The organism is Pseudomonas sp. 24 E 13 (assembly GCF_900004715.1).
Taxonomy (GTDB): domain Bacteria; phylum Pseudomonadota; class Gammaproteobacteria; order Pseudomonadales; family Pseudomonadaceae; genus Aquipseudomonas; species Aquipseudomonas orientalis_A.
Genome location: NZ_CVTO01000127.1, coordinates 50,760 through 67,199, shown reverse-complemented (window position 1 = coordinate 67,199; position 16,440 = coordinate 50,760). Strand labels below are relative to the sequence as shown.

The 16,440-nt window shown below is 62.3% G+C and carries 14 protein-coding genes and 1 pseudogene; 9 read left to right on the top strand and 6 right to left on the bottom strand.

Annotation, left to right across the window (positions count from 1 at the left end; translation table 11 throughout):
• Window positions 1-106: 106 nt before the first annotated feature.
• The 3 genes and pseudogenes from BFP90_RS16470 (at window position 107) to BFP90_RS29225 (ending at window position 1,077) form a co-directional block, all read left to right on the top strand.
• A complete protein-coding gene (locus BFP90_RS16470) occupies window positions 107-652 on the top strand; it encodes a hypothetical protein (RefSeq protein WP_065893129.1) in 546 nt (181 codons plus the stop codon).
• Window positions 653-737: 85 nt separating this feature from the next.
• Window positions 738-931, top strand: a pseudogene (locus BFP90_RS29645) (hypothetical protein).
• An 11-nt stretch (window positions 932-942) separates the two neighbouring features.
• Complete coding sequence (locus tag BFP90_RS29225; RefSeq protein WP_256095198.1) at window positions 943-1,077, top strand: hypothetical protein; 135 nt, start codon at window positions 943-945, stop codon at window positions 1,075-1,077.
• Window positions 1,078-1,098: 21 nt separating this feature from the next.
• Here the strand turns inward: BFP90_RS29225 and BFP90_RS16465 are convergent, their stop codons facing one another.
• From BFP90_RS16465 to BFP90_RS16450, 4 genes are all read right to left on the bottom strand, one after another.
• A complete protein-coding gene (locus tag BFP90_RS16465) occupies window positions 1,099-2,445 on the bottom strand; it encodes a cation:proton antiporter (RefSeq protein ID WP_065897423.1) in 1,347 nt (448 codons plus the stop codon).
• A 103-nt stretch (window positions 2,446-2,548) separates the two neighbouring features.
• Window positions 2,549-3,802 (bottom strand): EAL domain-containing response regulator, encoded by a 1,254-nt coding sequence (locus BFP90_RS16460; RefSeq protein WP_065897422.1) that lies wholly within the window; start codon window positions 3,800-3,802, stop codon window positions 2,549-2,551.
• A gap of 9 nt (window positions 3,803-3,811) precedes the next feature.
• The gene (locus BFP90_RS16455; protein ID WP_065888128.1) at window positions 3,812-4,195 is read right to left on the bottom strand and encodes a response regulator; all 384 of its coding nucleotides are present in this window, start codon (window positions 4,193-4,195) and stop codon (window positions 3,812-3,814) included.
• Entirely contained in the window at window positions 4,180-5,520 is a 1,341-nt protein-coding gene (locus tag BFP90_RS16450; protein WP_065893130.1) for a sensor histidine kinase, read from the bottom strand. The genes BFP90_RS16455 and BFP90_RS16450 overlap by 16 nt, the downstream gene beginning before the upstream one ends.
• A 315-nt stretch (window positions 5,521-5,835) precedes the next feature.
• On the opposite strand from BFP90_RS16450, the gene BFP90_RS16445 reads away from it, so the two are divergent.
• The 5 genes from BFP90_RS16445 to xylB are packed head-to-tail and all read left to right on the top strand — an operon-like array spanning window position 5,836 to window position 11,805.
• Window positions 5,836-7,368 carry a sugar ABC transporter ATP-binding protein gene (locus BFP90_RS16445; RefSeq protein WP_065897421.1) on the top strand — a complete coding sequence of 511 codons (1,533 nt, stop codon included), beginning with the start codon at window positions 5,836-5,838 and terminating at the stop codon, window positions 7,366-7,368.
• A complete protein-coding gene (locus BFP90_RS16440; RefSeq protein ID WP_065888130.1) occupies window positions 7,361-8,341 on the top strand; it encodes an ABC transporter permease subunit in 981 nt (326 codons plus the stop codon). The genes BFP90_RS16445 and BFP90_RS16440 overlap by 8 nt, the downstream gene beginning before the upstream one ends.
• Window positions 8,342-8,377: 36 nt before the next feature.
• Complete coding sequence (locus tag BFP90_RS16435) at window positions 8,378-9,310, top strand: ABC transporter substrate-binding protein (RefSeq protein WP_065897420.1); 933 nt, start codon at window positions 8,378-8,380, stop codon at window positions 9,308-9,310.
• 25 nt (window positions 9,311-9,335) lie between these two features.
• A complete protein-coding gene (locus BFP90_RS16430; RefSeq protein ID WP_065897418.1) occupies window positions 9,336-10,328 on the top strand; it encodes a LacI family DNA-binding transcriptional regulator in 993 nt (330 codons plus the stop codon).
• 16 nt (window positions 10,329-10,344) lie between these two features.
• A complete protein-coding gene (gene xylB, locus BFP90_RS16425) occupies window positions 10,345-11,805 on the top strand; it encodes a xylulokinase (RefSeq protein WP_065897416.1) in 1,461 nt (486 codons plus the stop codon).
• Window positions 11,806-12,648: 843 nt separating this feature from the next.
• Here xylB and BFP90_RS16420 read toward each other — a convergent pair.
• On the bottom strand, window positions 12,649-13,089 hold the full coding sequence (locus BFP90_RS16420) for an Lrp/AsnC family transcriptional regulator (protein ID WP_057722456.1): 441 nt from the start codon (window positions 13,087-13,089) through the stop codon (window positions 12,649-12,651).
• A gap of 109 nt (window positions 13,090-13,198) precedes the next feature.
• On the opposite strand from BFP90_RS16420, the gene BFP90_RS16415 reads away from it, so the two are divergent.
• Window positions 13,199-14,098, top strand: coding sequence for a DMT family transporter (locus BFP90_RS16415; protein ID WP_065893124.1), 900 nt, complete (start codon window positions 13,199-13,201; stop codon window positions 14,096-14,098).
• A 96-nt stretch (window positions 14,099-14,194) separates the two neighbouring features.
• Here the strand turns inward: BFP90_RS16415 and BFP90_RS16410 are convergent, their stop codons facing one another.
• Window positions 14,195-16,174 (bottom strand): peptidase U32 family protein, encoded by a 1,980-nt coding sequence (locus BFP90_RS16410; RefSeq protein ID WP_065897414.1) that lies wholly within the window; start codon window positions 16,172-16,174, stop codon window positions 14,195-14,197.
• Between the last annotated feature and the right edge of the window lie 266 nt (window positions 16,175-16,440).

Genomic DNA, 16,440 nt, shown 5'->3' with positions numbered 1-16,440 from the left:
CGCTCCTACGGGGGGCGGGGGGTGCTCTGATTTGGTGCGCGACGAACTTGAACTTCACCCAGGTCCGCTTCTTCTAATGAGCCTTGAAACCGGATGGAGCCGCATCGTGCCCAGAATCATTTCGCCCAACACCCCGGAAGCGGCGTTGACCGACCACAGCGAGCACAACGCCAAGATCTTCGGTTCGCCCAAGGATCGCCTCGACTTCTATCGTCGCGAGATCCAGTACGAAACCAGCATCCTGGCCAACCGCACCGACGCCTACCTCACCGCCCAGTCATTCCTGGTGATTGCCTTCGTCTCCGGCATGGGCAATCTGAACCCGGAGTGGGGCAAGTTGTTCACCCTGGTGGTGCCGGCGATTCTCGCCGCCCTGGGCATTCTCAGCTCACTCAACGCCTGGCCCGGCATCCGCGCCGCGTACGAGATCATCGATCACTGGCACTACAAGCAAAGCGAGCTGCTGCGCAGTGAGCCGGTGATGGGCCTGGCCTATGACGAGTCGCCGCTGTTTTCCGAAATGGAGTCCACCCATAAGGGCTATCGCAAGTCCCTGCTGTTCTCCATGCGCGCGCCGTGGTTGTTCATGGGGTTCTGGCTGGTGTTGGGCATTTATGCCTTTTACATCCAGGTCGACAACCCATTGCGCTGAGCAATCGGACGGAACTTCACCCGTTAACCCAGCGCCTTAGCTTTACGGGGTACAGATTCCCCGCAAGCCTGCAATGAGGTGCGCCATGACCACAGATCACGATCCCCAGACCACTGACCGCAACGNAAGCCGGCCCCCGGCACCGCCGCCGATGCACCCAAGGACCCGACGCCGGCCAGCGACCCGGATGCCCAGGAAAACGACTACAGTCCGGACTTCAAGCCTGAGCCTGAGCACAAGCCTGAAACCGATGCCGATATCGATACCCAGGGCGGTTAGAGGAGACAGTCATGTCAAAAGAACTGGACGAAGAACTCAACGATCCGGGCAATGAAGACCCGGGCTCATTGATGGACGATGCCGAGGTGCCGCTCAACGATCTGGACGAAGCGGCGGACGTCGGCAATACCGAAGATCAGCACTGATCCGGCGGCGCGCCCCAGGTTTCACTGTTTCTGCGCGGTGCGCCGTTCGTACCACACCAGCATCGGCTGGGTGCTCAAGCCATGCACCATGATGCTCAACGCAATCACCGAAAGCGTGAGGTTCACCGCCACGGCGCTGCTGGTGCCGATCAGCCCGTGGTTGAGGGCATAGAACAGGTAGTAGATGCTGCCGATTCCGCGAATGCCGAACCAACTGATCAAGCTACGTTGGCGACGGTCCATCAGGCTGCCCCACGGCATGGCGAACACGCTGAGCGGGCGAATTACGCAAAACAGCAGCGCGGCCAGCGCCAGTGCGCGCCAATCCCAATGGCTGACCAGCACGATGCCCAGCACGGTCACCAGGAACACTTCCATGGAACGCTCCACCAGGCTGCCGAAGGCGAGCATGTCGCCCATCATTACGCCGGCCGCGATTTGCGTATCCTGCAATTGACTCACATCGCCATGCAGGGCCCGTTCAGGCTCGATCTCCAGGTGACCCACCACCGGTTGCGCCAGATGCTCGGCGGGTGTCTGGGCGTAACCGGTGGACTTGAACTCGGCCTGGCGCAGCCCCAGGCCCGCCGCGAATACCGACAGGAAGCCATAACCACCGATGGCTTCAGCGCTGACATAGGCCAGGGCGATCAGCGCCAGGGTCAGGTAGTCATTGGGTGACAAGGTGCTGTCGGCATTGATCAGGCGCAGGCGCAAGGTCAAACGACCGATGCCACGCCCCATCCAGTACCCCGTCAACAGCCCGGCCGGGACTGCCCACAGCAGGTTTTTCAGCACCCAGCCACCGAACCAGTCGCCATCGAAACCGCCATGCTGCATGAACAGCAGGCCGAAGATCACAAAGGGAAACGCGGTGCCGTCGTTCAAGCCGGCTTCGCCGGACAGGCCGAAACGCAGGGGGTCGTAGTCCTGGGCATTATTGACCTGAACCAGGCCGGCCAGTACCGGGTCGGTGGGCGCCAGCATCGCGCCCACCAACAGCGACACGCCCCACGACAGCTGGAACAGGTAATGCAGCGCCAGGCAGGCGCCGAAGATGGTCAGCAGCATCACCGGCCCGGCCATGCCAAAGGCGATGCGCCAAGTGCGGTGCCTGAGCGGCAGGCGCAGTTTCAAGCCGCTGACGAACAGCGAAAACAGCACCGCGACTTCAGTCAGGTGCTCCATCCAGCGGGCTGAGCCCTTGATGTCCAGGTCCAGCAGGTCCACACCCAGCGGGCCGATGGCGACGCCCAACAGCAGGCACACCGCCGAGGTGGTCACCGGCATCCAGCGCAGGTAGGAGGACGTGAGGGCGAGGGTCAGCAATACGGCGCCCAGTACGGCCAACCATAGAATAAATGTCATCGAACGAGCACCGGGGGCCGTGGTTTGTGCCGGTTTTGAGGGCCGCGGCAGGGTGCAGGTTCAATGTGATTGCATCGCGTTGCCACTCAAGCCGGCGACGGTTTCACGCTGATTTGATCCGATCCTGCAACAAGCGCTCCAGCGTCTCCACCGGCAATGGTCGGCTGAACAGATAGCCCTGGATCTGATCGCAGCCGGCTTCTTTCAGGAAGGCCAGCTGCGCCTGGGTTTCCACCCCTTCGGCGACGACGCGCAGCTTCAAGCTGTGAGCCAGTTCGATGATCGTGCGGGTAATCGCCGCATCCTGCGGGTTGGTGGTGACTTCGCGGATAAATGCGATGTCGATCTTCAACGTGTCGATGGGGAAGCGACGCAGGTACGCCAGGCTCGAATAACCGGTGCCGAAATCGTCGATGGCGATCTTCACGCCCATGGCGCGCAGGCGTTGCAGGGCGGCGATAGTGTGTTCAGTGTTTTCCATCAGCGAGCCTTCGGTGAGTTCCACCTCCAGCCAGTGGGCGTCAACTCCGGTTTCGACCAGGATGTGCTCGATATCGGCAATCAGGTCGCCCTCGATCAACTGATGCCCCGAGACGTTGACCGACACTTCAATCGCACCGAGGCCGTTCAATTGCCAGGCGGCGATCTGTTGGCACACGCGCTCGATCACGCAGCGTCCCACGGGCACGATCAGGCCGAGGTTTTCCAGGATCGGCACGAACACCGCCGGCGATACCGCGCCATACCCTGGCCGATCCCAGCGCAGCAAGACTTCCAGGCCGCAGACTTCGCCGTTGGCCAGTTCGACCTTGGGCTGGTAGTGCAGGGCAAACGCGTGTTGTTCGACCGCCTCGCGCAGGTCGTTCTCCAGGTCTTGCCGGGCCAGGTCGTGCACGTTCATCTGGGTGTGATCGCTGCCGCGTTGTTGCAATTGCTGCTCCAGCCTCAGGCTGTGTTGTTTGAGCTCATCGCCATGGGCCTTGAGCCGCAGCAGGTTGCGCACCCGCAGCCACAGTTCGACGCGTTCGACCGGCTTGCTGATGAACTCCTCGGCGCCGGTTTCCAGGCCGCTGACCCGCGCGCTGGATTCGCTCAAGGCCGAGAGCATGATGATCGGGATGTTCGCCGTGACGGGGTTGGCCTTGAGCTGGGTGGCCACTTCGTAGCCGTCCATGCCGGGCATCATGATGTCCAGCAGGATCAGGTCGGGCGGCTGCTGCGCCACCAACTGCAAGGCTTCTTCGCCGTTGCTCGCGCTCAGGGTCTGGTAACCCTCATGCTGCAGCAGGGTTTCCAGGAGTTTGCGGACCTGGGGTTCATCGTCAACGATCAACAGGGTTGCGGGTGAGCTGGCCATGGAGAGAACTCATGCGGGAGGTGTGATGGTCGGGTTCAGCAGGGTGTCGATCACCTGGTACAGCTCCTTGTAGCGCAGGGGCTTGGTGACGTAGGCGTCGCAACCGGCCAGGCGGGTTTTTTCCCGATCTTCCTTCATGGCCATGGCGGTGAGGGCGATCACCGGGATATGCGCGGTGAGCGGGTCTTGCTTGAGCAAGCGGGTCGCGGCCAGGCCGTCCATGCCTGGCAACTGGATGTCCATCAGAATCAGCGCCGGTTGTTGTACGCGGGCCAGGGTCAGCCCGCTTTCGGCATCCGCCGCCCACTGCACGTTGTGCCCGGCGCTGACCAGCAGCAGGCGCGCCAGGCGCATATTCGCTTCGTTGTCTTCGATGATCAGGATATCGGCCATGCGGCCTCCGGAATGCGGTGCAGCGGCAGCCACACCACGAAACGCGCGCCCAGGCCTTCGCGGCTGGCCACGGCCACGCTGCCGCCGTGCAGTTCGGTCAACTGCTTGACCATCGCCAGCCCCAGGCCGGTGCCTTCGAATTTGCGCGCCAGGCTGCTGTCGATCTGGCTGAAGGCCTTGAACAGCTTGCCCATGTCATCCGGGGCGATGCCGATACCGGTGTCGCTCACGCTCAGCTCGAGGAATGCCGGGTGACTGCCGGGCGGCAGGGCAAAACCCTGCACCGGCCAATCGCCGGGGACCCGGCCGACCTGGTCACGCCCGACTTCACGCACCACCAGGGTCACGGTGCTGCCGTGCTCACTGAACTTCACCGCATTGGCCAGCAGGTTGTAGACGATCTGCTTGGTCTTGCGCAGGTCCAGTTGCAGCCAGCCAAAATCCTGCGGGTTGTCCAGCGTCAACTGGATGCGCTGCAGGGCGGCTTTTTCACGCACGATCAACAGGCTGTTGGCCAACAGGCCGGCCAGTTCCACGGGTTCCAGTTCGAGGTCCATCATCCCGGCCTCGACCTTGGACAGGTCGAGGATGTCGTTGATCAACGCCAGCAGATGCTGGCCGCTGGTGAAGATATCGCCGATGTATTCGCGCTGGATCTCGCTCATGTCGCCCACCAGCCCGTCCTTGAGCGCCTCGGAAAAACCGATCACCGCGTTCAGCGGTGTGCGCAGTTCATGGGACATGGTGGCGAGAAATTCCGACTTCATGTGGTTGGCATGCTCCAACTCCAGGTTCTTTTCTTCCAGGGCACGTTCGAAGCCTTTGCGCTCGGCCTCTTCCTGCTTGCGCGCGGTGTTGTCGGTGCCGATCAGCAGGTAACCGATGATCGTGTCATGCCGATTGCGCAGGGCCGTTACCGAGACCATGGCCGACAAGCGACTGCCGTCCTTGCGGATGTAGGTCAGCTCGTAGATGTCTTCGATGCCGCGGGAGGCCTTGAAGACCAGGGCTTCGAACCCCGGCGTGATCGGCGTATCGAGTTCCAGGCTGAGAGCGGCGGCGCGGGTAATCAGTTCGGCTGGGTCGGAGATGTCGGCGGGGGTGATGCGGTTGAGCACATCGGCGGCGGCGTAACCGAGCATGCGTTCGGCGCCGACGTTGAAGATCTGGATCACGCCCTTTTCGTCAGTGGCGATGCTGGAGAAATAGGCGCTGTTGAAGATCGCATCCTGCAGCGCGCCGGTCTTGAGCAAGGTTTTCTGGCGCTTGAACTCGACGATTTTTTCGGCGCGTGATTGGGGCGGGTCGGGTAGGGGGGTGTCCATTGCCAGGTAATCCGTGAACGTCAGGCCTGCCATCGGCACAGGGCGATGGCGCAGAACATGTTCACAGAAGACCGCGCGAACGCGACGATGAGGACATGAGTTTGTTGGACAATAGCAGAGATTGTGGCGTTTTGATGGCCGAGGCCGGCCTTTTGACGCAATAGCGTCCGCATTTCAATGATTTACATGTTTCTTCGCTGATGAAACGTTTCACCTTACGGATAATTGGCAACGCAAGCGCTTGCGTAAGCAAATGTATCTAAACTAGAGTCGGCAGCACTCGACAACAAAAACAATAAATCCAGGAGCTCATCCATGAGCCTTGAACCCTTGCTTGAGATGCAGGGCATCAGCAAAACCTTCAACGGTTTGCGCGTGCTCAAAAGTGTCGGCCTGAAGGTCTACCCCGGCGAAATTCACGCCTTGATGGGGGAGAACGGCGCCGGCAAGTCCACGCTGATGAAAATCCTCTCCGGCGCCTACCAAGCCGATCCCGGCGGCGTTATCCGCATCGACGGCCAACCCGTCGCCAGCTTCACTCCCGCTACCGCCAAGGCCCTGGGCATCGCCGTGATCTACCAGGAACTGAGCCTGTGCCCGAACCTGAGCGTGGCCGAGAATATCTACCTGGGCCGCGAACTGCGCCGAGGCTGGACCATCGACCGCAAGGGCATGCAGGCCGGTTGCGTGGAGGTGCTGCAACGCCTGGGCGCCGAATTCACCGGCGCCACCCAGGTCAGCAGCCTGTCGATTGCCGAGCGCCAGTTGGTCGAAATCGCCCGCGCCCTGCATGCCCACGCCAGGATCCTGGTGATGGACGAACCGACCACGCCGTTGTCGTCCCGTGAAACCGACCGTCTGTTCGCGCTGATCAAACAACTGCGCAGCCAGGGCCTGGCAATCATCTACATCAGCCATCGCATGGCCGAAATCTACGAGCTGTCGGACCGCGTCTCGGTGCTTCGCGACGGCCAATATATCGGCGAGTTGACCCGCGCGGCGCTGTCGGCCGACGTGCTGGTGAAAATGATGGTGGGTCGCGACCTGTCCGGCTTCTACAAGAAGGAACACGCTGCCTATAACCCCGGCAACGTAGTGATGCGCGTGCGCGACATGGCCGATGGCAAGCGCGTGCGCCACTGCAGTTTCGATCTGCATGCCGGTGAAGTGCTGGGCATTGCCGGGCTGGTGGGGGCAGGGCGCACGGAGCTGGCGCGGCTGATCTTCGGCGCCGACCCGCGCACCAGCGGCACCCTGGAAGTGGTGGGCAAGACGGTGACGCACCTGCGCACCCCGGCAGACGCCATTGGTGCCGGCGTGGTGTACCTCACCGAAGACCGCAAGGCCCAGGGCCTGTTCCTGGACATGAGCGTGGCCGACAACATCAATGTGTGCGCCTGCGTGCCGGATGCGCGAGCCGGTGGCGTGCTCGATCGCGCCCATGGCGCACAGCGCGCCAATGACGCGATCAAGTCGCTGTCGATTCGCGTGGCCTCGGGCAAGGTCACTGTGGGCGCGCTGTCCGGCGGCAACCAGCAGAAGGTGTTGCTGGCGCGGCTGCTGGAGGTCAAGCCCCATGTACTGATCCTGGATGAGCCCACCCGTGGCGTGGACATCGGCTCCAAATCCGAGATTTACCGCATCATCAATCAATTGGCCCAGGCGGGTGTCGGCATTGTGGTGATCTCCAGCGAACTGCCGGAAATCATCGGCACCTGCGACCGTGTGCTGATCATGCGCGAAGGCCAGTTGGTGGCTGAAGTCGGCGGGGCCTCCGGTCACGTCATCTCCCAGGAACGTATTATCGACCTCGCCACCGGTGGCGATCAGGTGGCTGCCAATGGCTGAATTCAATAGCGCAACAACCGTGGGCAAGGCGGAACGCGTGCGTGAGCTGATGCGCACGGTGGGCATGTTGCCGGTGCTGGTGTTGCTGCTGGTGGGCTTCGCCCTGGCCAGCGAGAACTTCATGACCCTGCAGAACCTGTCGATCATCACCCAGCAGGCCTCGGTGAATGTGGTGCTGGCGGCCGGCATGACCTTCGTGATTCTTACGGCGGGCATCGACCTGTCGGTGGGCGCGATCCTGGCGGCGTCGGCGGTGGTGGCTTTGCAGGCGTCGATGTCGCCGCAGTTCGGCATGTTCGGCATCGCCGCCGGGATTGGCTTTGGCCTGTTGCTGGGCTTGGTCAACGGTGGGTTGATCGCTTTCATGCGGTTGCCGCCGTTCATCGTCACCCTCGGCGCGCTCACCGCCATGCGTGGCCTGGCAAGGCTTTTGGCCGACGACAAGACGGTGTTCAACCCTGACTTGCCGTTTGCCTTCATCGGCAATGACTCGATCCTCGGTGTGCCCTGGCTGGTGGTGATTGCCGTGGCGGTGGTGGCGCTGTCGTGGTTCATCCTGCGCCGCACGGTGATGGGCGTGCAGATCTATTCGGTGGGCGGCAACCCGGAAGCGGCGCGACTGTCGGGGATCAAGGTGTGGAAGGTGCTGTTGTTCGTCTACGCCATGTCCGGCGCGTTGGCCGGGCTCGGCGCGGTAATGAGCGCCTCGCGCCTGTTCGCCGCCAATGGCCTGCAACTGGGGCAGTCCTATGAACTGGATGCGATTGCCGCCGTGATTCTCGGTGGCACCAGCTTTACCGGCGGCGTCGGCACCATCGGCGGCACCCTGATCGGTGCGCTGATCATTGCGGTGCTCACCAATGGCCTGGTGCTGCTGGGGGTGTCGGATATCTGGCAGTACATCATCAAGGGCATCGTGATCATCGGCGCGGTGGCGCTGGATCGCTATCGCCAGTCCGGCGCGCGTACCTGAGTTGGCTCATACAACAATCACAAGAGAGAGACCCGCATGAACGTCAAACGTATTTTCCCGCTGATTGCCTTGGCTGCCCTGATGTCCCAGGCCGTGCAGGCACGTGAACTCAAGGCCCTGGGCATCAGCATGGGTTCGCTGGGCAACCCGTATTTCGTCACGCTGGCCGATGGCGCCACGGCGCGGGCCAAGGCGTTGAACCCCAACGTCAAGGTCACTTCGGTGTCGGCCGACTATGACTTGAGCAAGCAGTTTTCGCAGATCGACAACTTTATTTCCTCCAAGGTCGACCTGATCCTGATCAATGCCGTCGACCCGTCCGCCATGGCCTCGGCGATCAAGAAAGCGCGGGATGCCGGGATTGTCGTGGTGGCGGTGGATGTGGATGCCAAGGGCGTGAACGCCACGGTGCAGACCGACAACGTCGAAGCCGGCAAGCTGGCCTGCCAATACCTGGTGGATAAACTCTCGGGCAAAGGCAATGTGATTATCCAGAACGGCCCGCAAGTGACCGCCGTGACCGACCGCATCAAAGGCTGCAAGGCCGCGCTGGCCACCGCGCCGGATATCAAGCTGCTGTCCGACGACCAGGACGCCAAGGGCTCGCGCGAAGGCGGCCTGAACGCGATGCAGGGTTACCTTACGCGCTTCCCGAAAATCGACGGGCTGTTCGCGATCAACGACCCGCAAGCCATTGGCAGCGACCTGGCGGCCAAGCAACTCAAGCGCAGCGGCATCATTATCACCTCGGTGGACGGCGCGCCGGATATCGAAAACGCGCTGAAGACCGACACCCAGATCCAGGCCTCCGCCAGCCAGGACCCGTGGGCCATGGCCCAGACCGCCGTGGACGTGGGCAATGACCTGCTCAACGACAAAGCTCCCTCGCAAGCGGTGACCTTGCTCACGCCCAAGCTGATCACCCGCGACAACGTGGGCAGCTACAGCGGCTGGTCGAGCAAACACTGAAGTCTTGACCCGAGGGGATAGCGCCATGGTCACCATGGATGACGTGGCACGCAGGGCCGGGGTGTCGACATCGACGGTGTCCCATGTGCTCAACGGTACGCGCAAGGTCAGCCCGGCCACGGTGCAGGCGGTGCAACAGGCGATCCAGGTGCTGGGCTACGCGCCCAACACCCTGGCGCGTTCACTGGCGCGGTCGAGCACCAATACGATTGGCGTGGCGATCTCGGCGCTGTCCAACCATTACTTCAGCGAGACCGTGCACGCGATTGAAACCGCGTGTGCCAGGCACGGCTACATGATGCTGTTCGTCGACACCCACGACGACCCGGAGCAGGAATTGCGGGTCGTCACCGCGCTGCATCAGCGGCGGGTCGACGGCATTGTGCTGGCGCCGTCGAACGGCTCGCTGGCCCTGGATTACCTACGCGCCAATGCAATTCCCGCGGTGCTGGTGGATCGCATGATGAGTGAGCAGTTCGATCAGGTCGGGGTGGAGAATGCGCAGCCGACCCAGGCCCTTATTGAACACCTGATTGCCCATGGGCATCGCCGTATTGCTTTCATTGCTGGGCGTGCCGGGTTCAGTACCACGGATGAGCGTGTGGCCGGGTACAAAGCTGCGTTGCAGGCGGCGGGGCTGGTGTTTGATCCGCAGTTGCTGGTCAATGGCGGCTCCAACACCGAGCCGGCACGCCAGGCCACCGTGCAGTTGCTGAGCCTGGCCGCGCCGCCGACCGCCATCATGGCCGGCAACAACCTGATGACCCTGGGCGCCATGCAGGCTCTGCGTGACGCCCACATCGATGTGCCGGAGCAAATGGCCCTGGTCGGGTTCGATGATTTCGAATGGGCGGATTTTTTCCTGCCGCGCCTGAGCCTGATCGCACAGCCGGTGCAGGCCCTCGGCGCACGTGCGGTGGACTTATTGCTGCAACGCATGGCTTCTCCCAGCTCGCCGCCCCAGAGCGTACGACTGGCGCCGACCCTGCAATTACGTAATTCCTGCGGCTGTGATTGATTGGAATAACCCACGTATGAACGGTCCTGTTTCCCTCGGTATTGATCTTGGCACCTCTGAACTCAAGGCCATCCTCATGGATCTCGACGGCAGGGTGCTGGCCCACGCGGGCGTGCGCTTGAGCGTATCGCGTCGCCATGAAGGCTGGTCCGAACAGGCGCCCCAAGACTGGTGGCACGCGTGTTTACAGGCGCTGGAACAGCTGCGCGAGCATGCGGCGTTTGCCCGCGTGGCCTGTATCGGCCTGTCGGGGCAGATGCACGGCGCGGTATTGCTCGGGGATGACAACCGCGTGTTGTACCGGGCCATCCTGTGGGACGACTCCCGCGCGGTAGTGCAGGCGCAGCAACTGGGCGTCGAGCATGCCGAGGTCACGGGCAGCTTGCCGATGGCCGGGTTGACCGCGCCCAAGCTCCTATGGCTGCAACAGCATGAACCTGAGGTGTTCAACGCGATTGATTGCGTGCTGTCGCCCAAGGATTACCTGCGCCTGTGCCTGAGTGGCGAGCGCATCAGCGAGATGTCGGATGCCGCCGGCACCCTGTGGCTGAATGTGGCGCAGCGTGAATGGTTTACCCCGATGCTGCGCGCCACCGGCCTGGCGCCTGCGCAAATGCCCAGGCTGGTGGAAGGCGGCAGCGCGAGTGCCTGTGTAACGGCGGTCGGGCTCGGCTTGTCGCCGCAGGTGGTCATCGCCGGTGGCGGCGGGGATAACCCGGCGGCGGCGGTGGGTATCGGTGCAATCAATGCCGGTGACGGCTTTATCACCCTGGGCACCAGCGCGGCGATTGTCGCGATTACCGACCACGCCGCCGGCAACCCGGCCAGTGCGGTTCACAGCTTCTGCCATGCGCTGCCCGAGCGCTGGTACACCATGGGCGCGATGCTGGCCGGTGCCAGTTGCCTGCGCTGGGTAACACGCCTGACGGGCCTGCCGGATGAGCAAACGCTGTTGGACCAGGTGCAGGCGCAATTGCCCATCGAGCAGGGGGTACCGTTGTCCACGCCGTTGTTCCTGCCGTACCTGGCGGGTGAGCGCACGCCCCATAACGACCCCTTGCTGCGCGGCGGCTTCATGGGCCTCGGCCACGACTGCACGCCGGCGATGCTCGGCTACGCGGTGATGGAAGGCGTGGGTTTCGGCCTGCTCGACGCCTGGCGCGCGGTGCAATCGACCGGTGCCGAGGTCAAGTCCTTTGCGCTCGTAGGCGGAGGGGCGCGCAGTGAGTATTGGGCGCAATTGCTGGCCAATATTCTGCAAAGGGAAGTGTTTACGTTGCACGGCAGCGAATTGAGTGCGTGCATTGGGGCGGCGAAATTGGGGTACATGGCCATCGGGCAGGGCGCGGATCTGCTGGCGGCGGGTATGCCGGTGAAGATGCGGTATGTGCCTGATGAGCGGCATCAGCCTGTGTTGGCGGCGCGCTATCGCAAATTCCAGGGGTTGCTCGCGGCAGCGAAAGCCCTTCAGGACTGAATCCACGACTGGAGCAGAACTAATGTGGGAGGGGGCTTGCTCCCGATGGCAGTGTGTCAGTCTCAGATATGCTGACTGACACTCCGCTATCGGGGGCAAGCCCCCTCCCACATTTGGATCGCAGCGCATCAGATTAGATAGCTGTCGGCTGTGAGACTGCCAACTGCAGCGCCACAGCTCATGAGCCATACCGCAATTTACTGTGGGAGGGGGCTTGCCCCCGATAGCAGTGTGTCAGTCTCCGATGTGTTGACTGACACTCCGCCATCGGGAGCAAGCCCCCTCCCACATTTGGATCGCAGCGCATCAGTTAGATAGCCGTCGGCTGTGAGACTGCCAGCAGCAGCGCCACAGGTCCGGAGCCTTAGCGCAATTTACTGTGGGAGGAGGCTTGCCCCCGATGGCAGTGTGTCAGTCTCCGATGTGCTGATTGACACTCCGCGATCGGGGGCAAGCCCCCTCCCACATTTGGATCGCAGCGCATCAGTTAGATAGCTGTCGGCTGTGAGACCGCCAGCAGCAGCGCCACAGGTCCGGAGCCATAGCGCAATTTACTGTGGGAGGGGGCTTGCTCCCGATAGCAGTGTGTCAGTCACCGATGTGTTGACTGGCACTTCGCCATCGGGAGCAAGCCCCCTCCCACATTTGGATCGCAGCGCATCAGTTAGATAGCTGTCGGCTGTGAGACTGCCATCTGCAGCGCCATAGGTCCGGAGCTATACCGCAATTTACTGTGGGAGGGGGCTTGCCCCCGATGGCAGTGTGTCAGTCTCCGATGTGTTGACTGACACTCCGCTATCGGGGGCAAGCCCCCTCCCACAGGTTTGTGCGGTGTGCCGTCGGTCAGTCGGTCAACGGCGGCAACCGCCGCTTCACCGGGGTTTTCTTGACGATGGCGGTGTTGGTTTCGGCGTACCCGTTGATTCGGTCCAACAGGCTGTCCAACTGATCCATGGTGCGCACATGCAGGCGGGCGATGAAGCAGTCTTCGCCGGTGACTTTGTCGCATTCAGTGAATTCGGGAATCGCCTGGATCTGGCGTTCCACTTCCTGCAACTTGCCGGGCAGGGGACGGATGCGCACGATGGCTTGCAGCAGGTAACCGAAGTGTTTGGGGTCGATGTCGACGGTGTAGTGGGTCAGCACGCCGCGTTCCTCCAAGCGTCGCAAGCGTTCGCCGACACTCGGCGAAGACAGCCCGGTAATGCCGGCCAGGGCCTTGAGGGACAGGCGTGAGTCATCCATCAAAGCGGCGATCAGTTGCTGGTCGATGGTATCAATCATGGATTTTGCCTAATAAATGAAGGTGATTCGAGGCTGCGGCCTTTTTTAGTCGCTGGAGCGGCTATGTGTCAGATTGCCATAATTGAGCCTCACTTGAGGAGCGTCAATTATGGATACCGCTGTCCGTCGCGGAATGTGGGAAATGATCGCCGCCATGCTGATTTCCGGCACCATCGGCTGGTTTGTACTGGTGTCCGGCGTGTCGGTGATCGAGGTGGTGTTCTGGCGCTGCGTTATCGGTGCGCTGGCGTTGTTGCTGGTGTGCGCCTGGTTCGGTTACCTGAGGCTGGACCTGCTCAGTTGGGCCAGGTTCGGGCTGGCCGTGCTCAGTGGCGTGGCCATTGTGGGCAACTGGTTGCTGCTGTTCGAATCCTACTCGCGCGCTTCAATCGCTATCAGTACGGCGGTGTACAACGTGCAACCGTTCATGTTGGTGATGCTGGCGGCGGTGTTTCTCGGTGAGCCGATCACCCTGCGCAAAATCACCTGGCTGAGCGTGGCGTTTCTGGGCATGTTGGCTATTGTCACGGCCCATGGTGCGCAGCCAGGCGGCGGCGACTATCTGGCAGGCGTCGCACTGGCCCTGGGCGCGGCTTTTTTGTACGCGGTCGCCGCGCTGATCATCAAGCGGCTCAAGGCGGTGCCGCCGCATTTGATGGCGTTGATCCAGGTGACCACCGGTGCCGTGCTGCTGGCGCCGCTGGTGCCCTGGGACAGTTTGCCCGCGTCGACCAATGCCTGGGCGGCGCTGGCGACCCTGGGTCTGGTGCACACGGGGTTGATGTATGTGTTGTTGTACGGGGCGATACAGAAGCTGCCGACCGCAATGACCGGCGCGTTGTCGTTCATCTACCCGATTGCGGCGATTTTCGTCGACTGGATCGCGTTCGGGCATCGCCTTGGGTGGCTGCAATGGCTGGGTGTGGCGGCGATTCTGCTGGCGGCGGCGGGGTTGCAGCGGGGCTGGTGGTGGCCCCGTAACCTCGGTAGGAGCGAGGGGGGCGTCTAGTTCTTGCTCGCGAATAACGTTAACGATAACGCAGCGCATCGGGTTAACACGCGGCGTCCTTACGTTTTTCGCGAGCAAGCTCGCTCCTACAGAGGGTCAGTGCGTGCCCTGAAAGATGATGTTTTCCGGGTTGAAGTGCTCCACGGCGCTGCCCGGCTGAGGCAATCCGAGGATGTGCCCCTTGATCTTGCCGACCACGTGCATCTCGCACGGTTTGCAGTCGAACTTCAGCGTCAGGACCTCGTCGCCATGGATCAACTGCATCGGCGCCACCTTGGTTTTCACGCCCGTCACACCCTTGGCCTGTTTAGGGCACAGGTTGAACGAGAACCGCAGGCAGTGCTTGGTGATCATCACCGGCACTTCGCCGGTTTCTTCGTGGGCTTCGAAGGCCGCATCGATCAGCTTCACCCCGTGACGGTGGTAGAAGTCGCGGGCCTTCTGGTTGTAGACGTTGGCCAGGAACGACAGGTGCGCATCCGGGTACACCGGCGGCGGCGTGGTCTCGGCCTTGCGCCCGCCACGTGGGTGTGCGGCCACGCGAGCGGCGGTCAGTGCCTCGATCACTTCACGGCGCAACGCCTTGAGTTGCGAGTTGGGGATGAAGAACGCCTGCGGCGCGTCCAGCTCGATGCGGGTGGCGTGGTACTCGGTGGTGCCGAGCTGGCCCAGCAGGTCGCGCAGGGTGTCCAGGGCCTGTTCCGGCTTGTTGGCCACGCCGAACGGGCCGGGCAGGGTGACACTGACGCTGATGCCTTCTTCGCTGGTGGCGGTGACGTCCAACTGTGCTTCACGCAGGCGCGCCACCCAGGACAGGCCGATACGGCGCTCGGCCGAGGTCTTGAGCAGTGCCTGTTGCCAGTTATGGTCCAGGTTGCGGTTGAGCGGGTGGTTCGGGCGCAGTTGATGCAGGCCGGCGGGCATTTCGTTGGGTTCGACGCGGTAGCGATAGCGCTTCTCGCCGTCTTCCTCAAATTCGCCCTTGGGTTCTGCGATGTTGGCGCGAAACCCCACCACTTCACGCTTGACCAGCACATTCAGGCCGTCGCCGTTGGACAGCGGCTCGTGGGTGACCACTTGCAAGTCGCGCTTGCCGGCCTTTTCCACCACACCTACCGGCAGGCCGGTGAAGGTTGGGGTATCGAAGGCACCGATATCGATCTTGCGGTCGCTGACAAAGTAGTCGGTACTGCCACGGTGGAAGGTTTTTTCCGGATCGGGCAGGAAGAAGTGCGCGGTACGCCCGCTGGAAGCGCGAGCCAGGTCCGGGCGGTCTTCGAGGATTTCGTCCAGGCGCTGGCGGTAGTAGGCGGTGATGTTCTTCACATAGCCCATGTCCTTGTAGCGGCCTTCGATCTTGAACGAACGCACGCCGGCTTCGACCAGCGCGCGCAGGTTGGCGCTCTGGTTGTTGTCCTTCATCGACAGCAGGTGTTTTTCAAAGGCGACGACGCGGCCCTGATCGTCTTTCAAGGTGTACGGCAGGCGGCACGCCTGGGAGCAGTCGCCGCGGTTGGCGCTGCGGCCGTTCTGCGCGTGGGAGATATTGCACTGCCCGGAGAACGCCACGCACAGGGCGCCATGGATGAAGAACTCGATGGCGGCGTCGGTCTCATCAGCGATGGCGCGGATCTCTTGCAGGTTCAGCTCGCGGGCCAGCACCAACTGCGAGAAACCGGCCTGGTCGAGAAATTTTGCCCGGCCCAGGGTGCGAATATCGGTCTGGGTGCTGGCGTGCAGCTCGATGGGCGGAATATCCAGCTCCATCACGCCCAGGTCTTGCACGATCAGCGCATCCACACCGGCGTCATAGAGTTGGTGGATCAGCTTGCGGGCCGGCTCCAGTTCGTTGTCATGCAGGATAGTGTTGAGGGTGGTGAACACGCGGGCATTGTAACGACGGGCGAATTCCACCAGTTGAGCGATATCGCTCACCTCGTTACACGCATTGTGACGGGCGCCGAAGCTCGGCCCGCCGATATAAATGGCGTCGGCGCCATGCAAGATAGCCTCGCGCGCGATGGCCACGTCGCGGGCAGGGCTGAGCAATTCCAGGTGATGCTTGGGCAAGGACATAGTTTTTTTAGTCAGGCTTGTCACGGTCGAGGCGCGCATTGTAGCTGTGAAATGCCTGAGCGGCATCTACCACAGGGCTGTGAGGGCAGCATGTCACCAATGTGGGAGGGGGCTTGCCCCCGATAGCGGTGCGTCAGTCGAAAACTGTTCAGCTGAAACACCCCCATCGGGGCATAGGTATCTACACAACGCAGCCGCGCCCAACCGTAACCACGATGCGAAGCGAGCCGCTCTTGATCTTGATCTGCTTTTGATCCTAGGCGCCC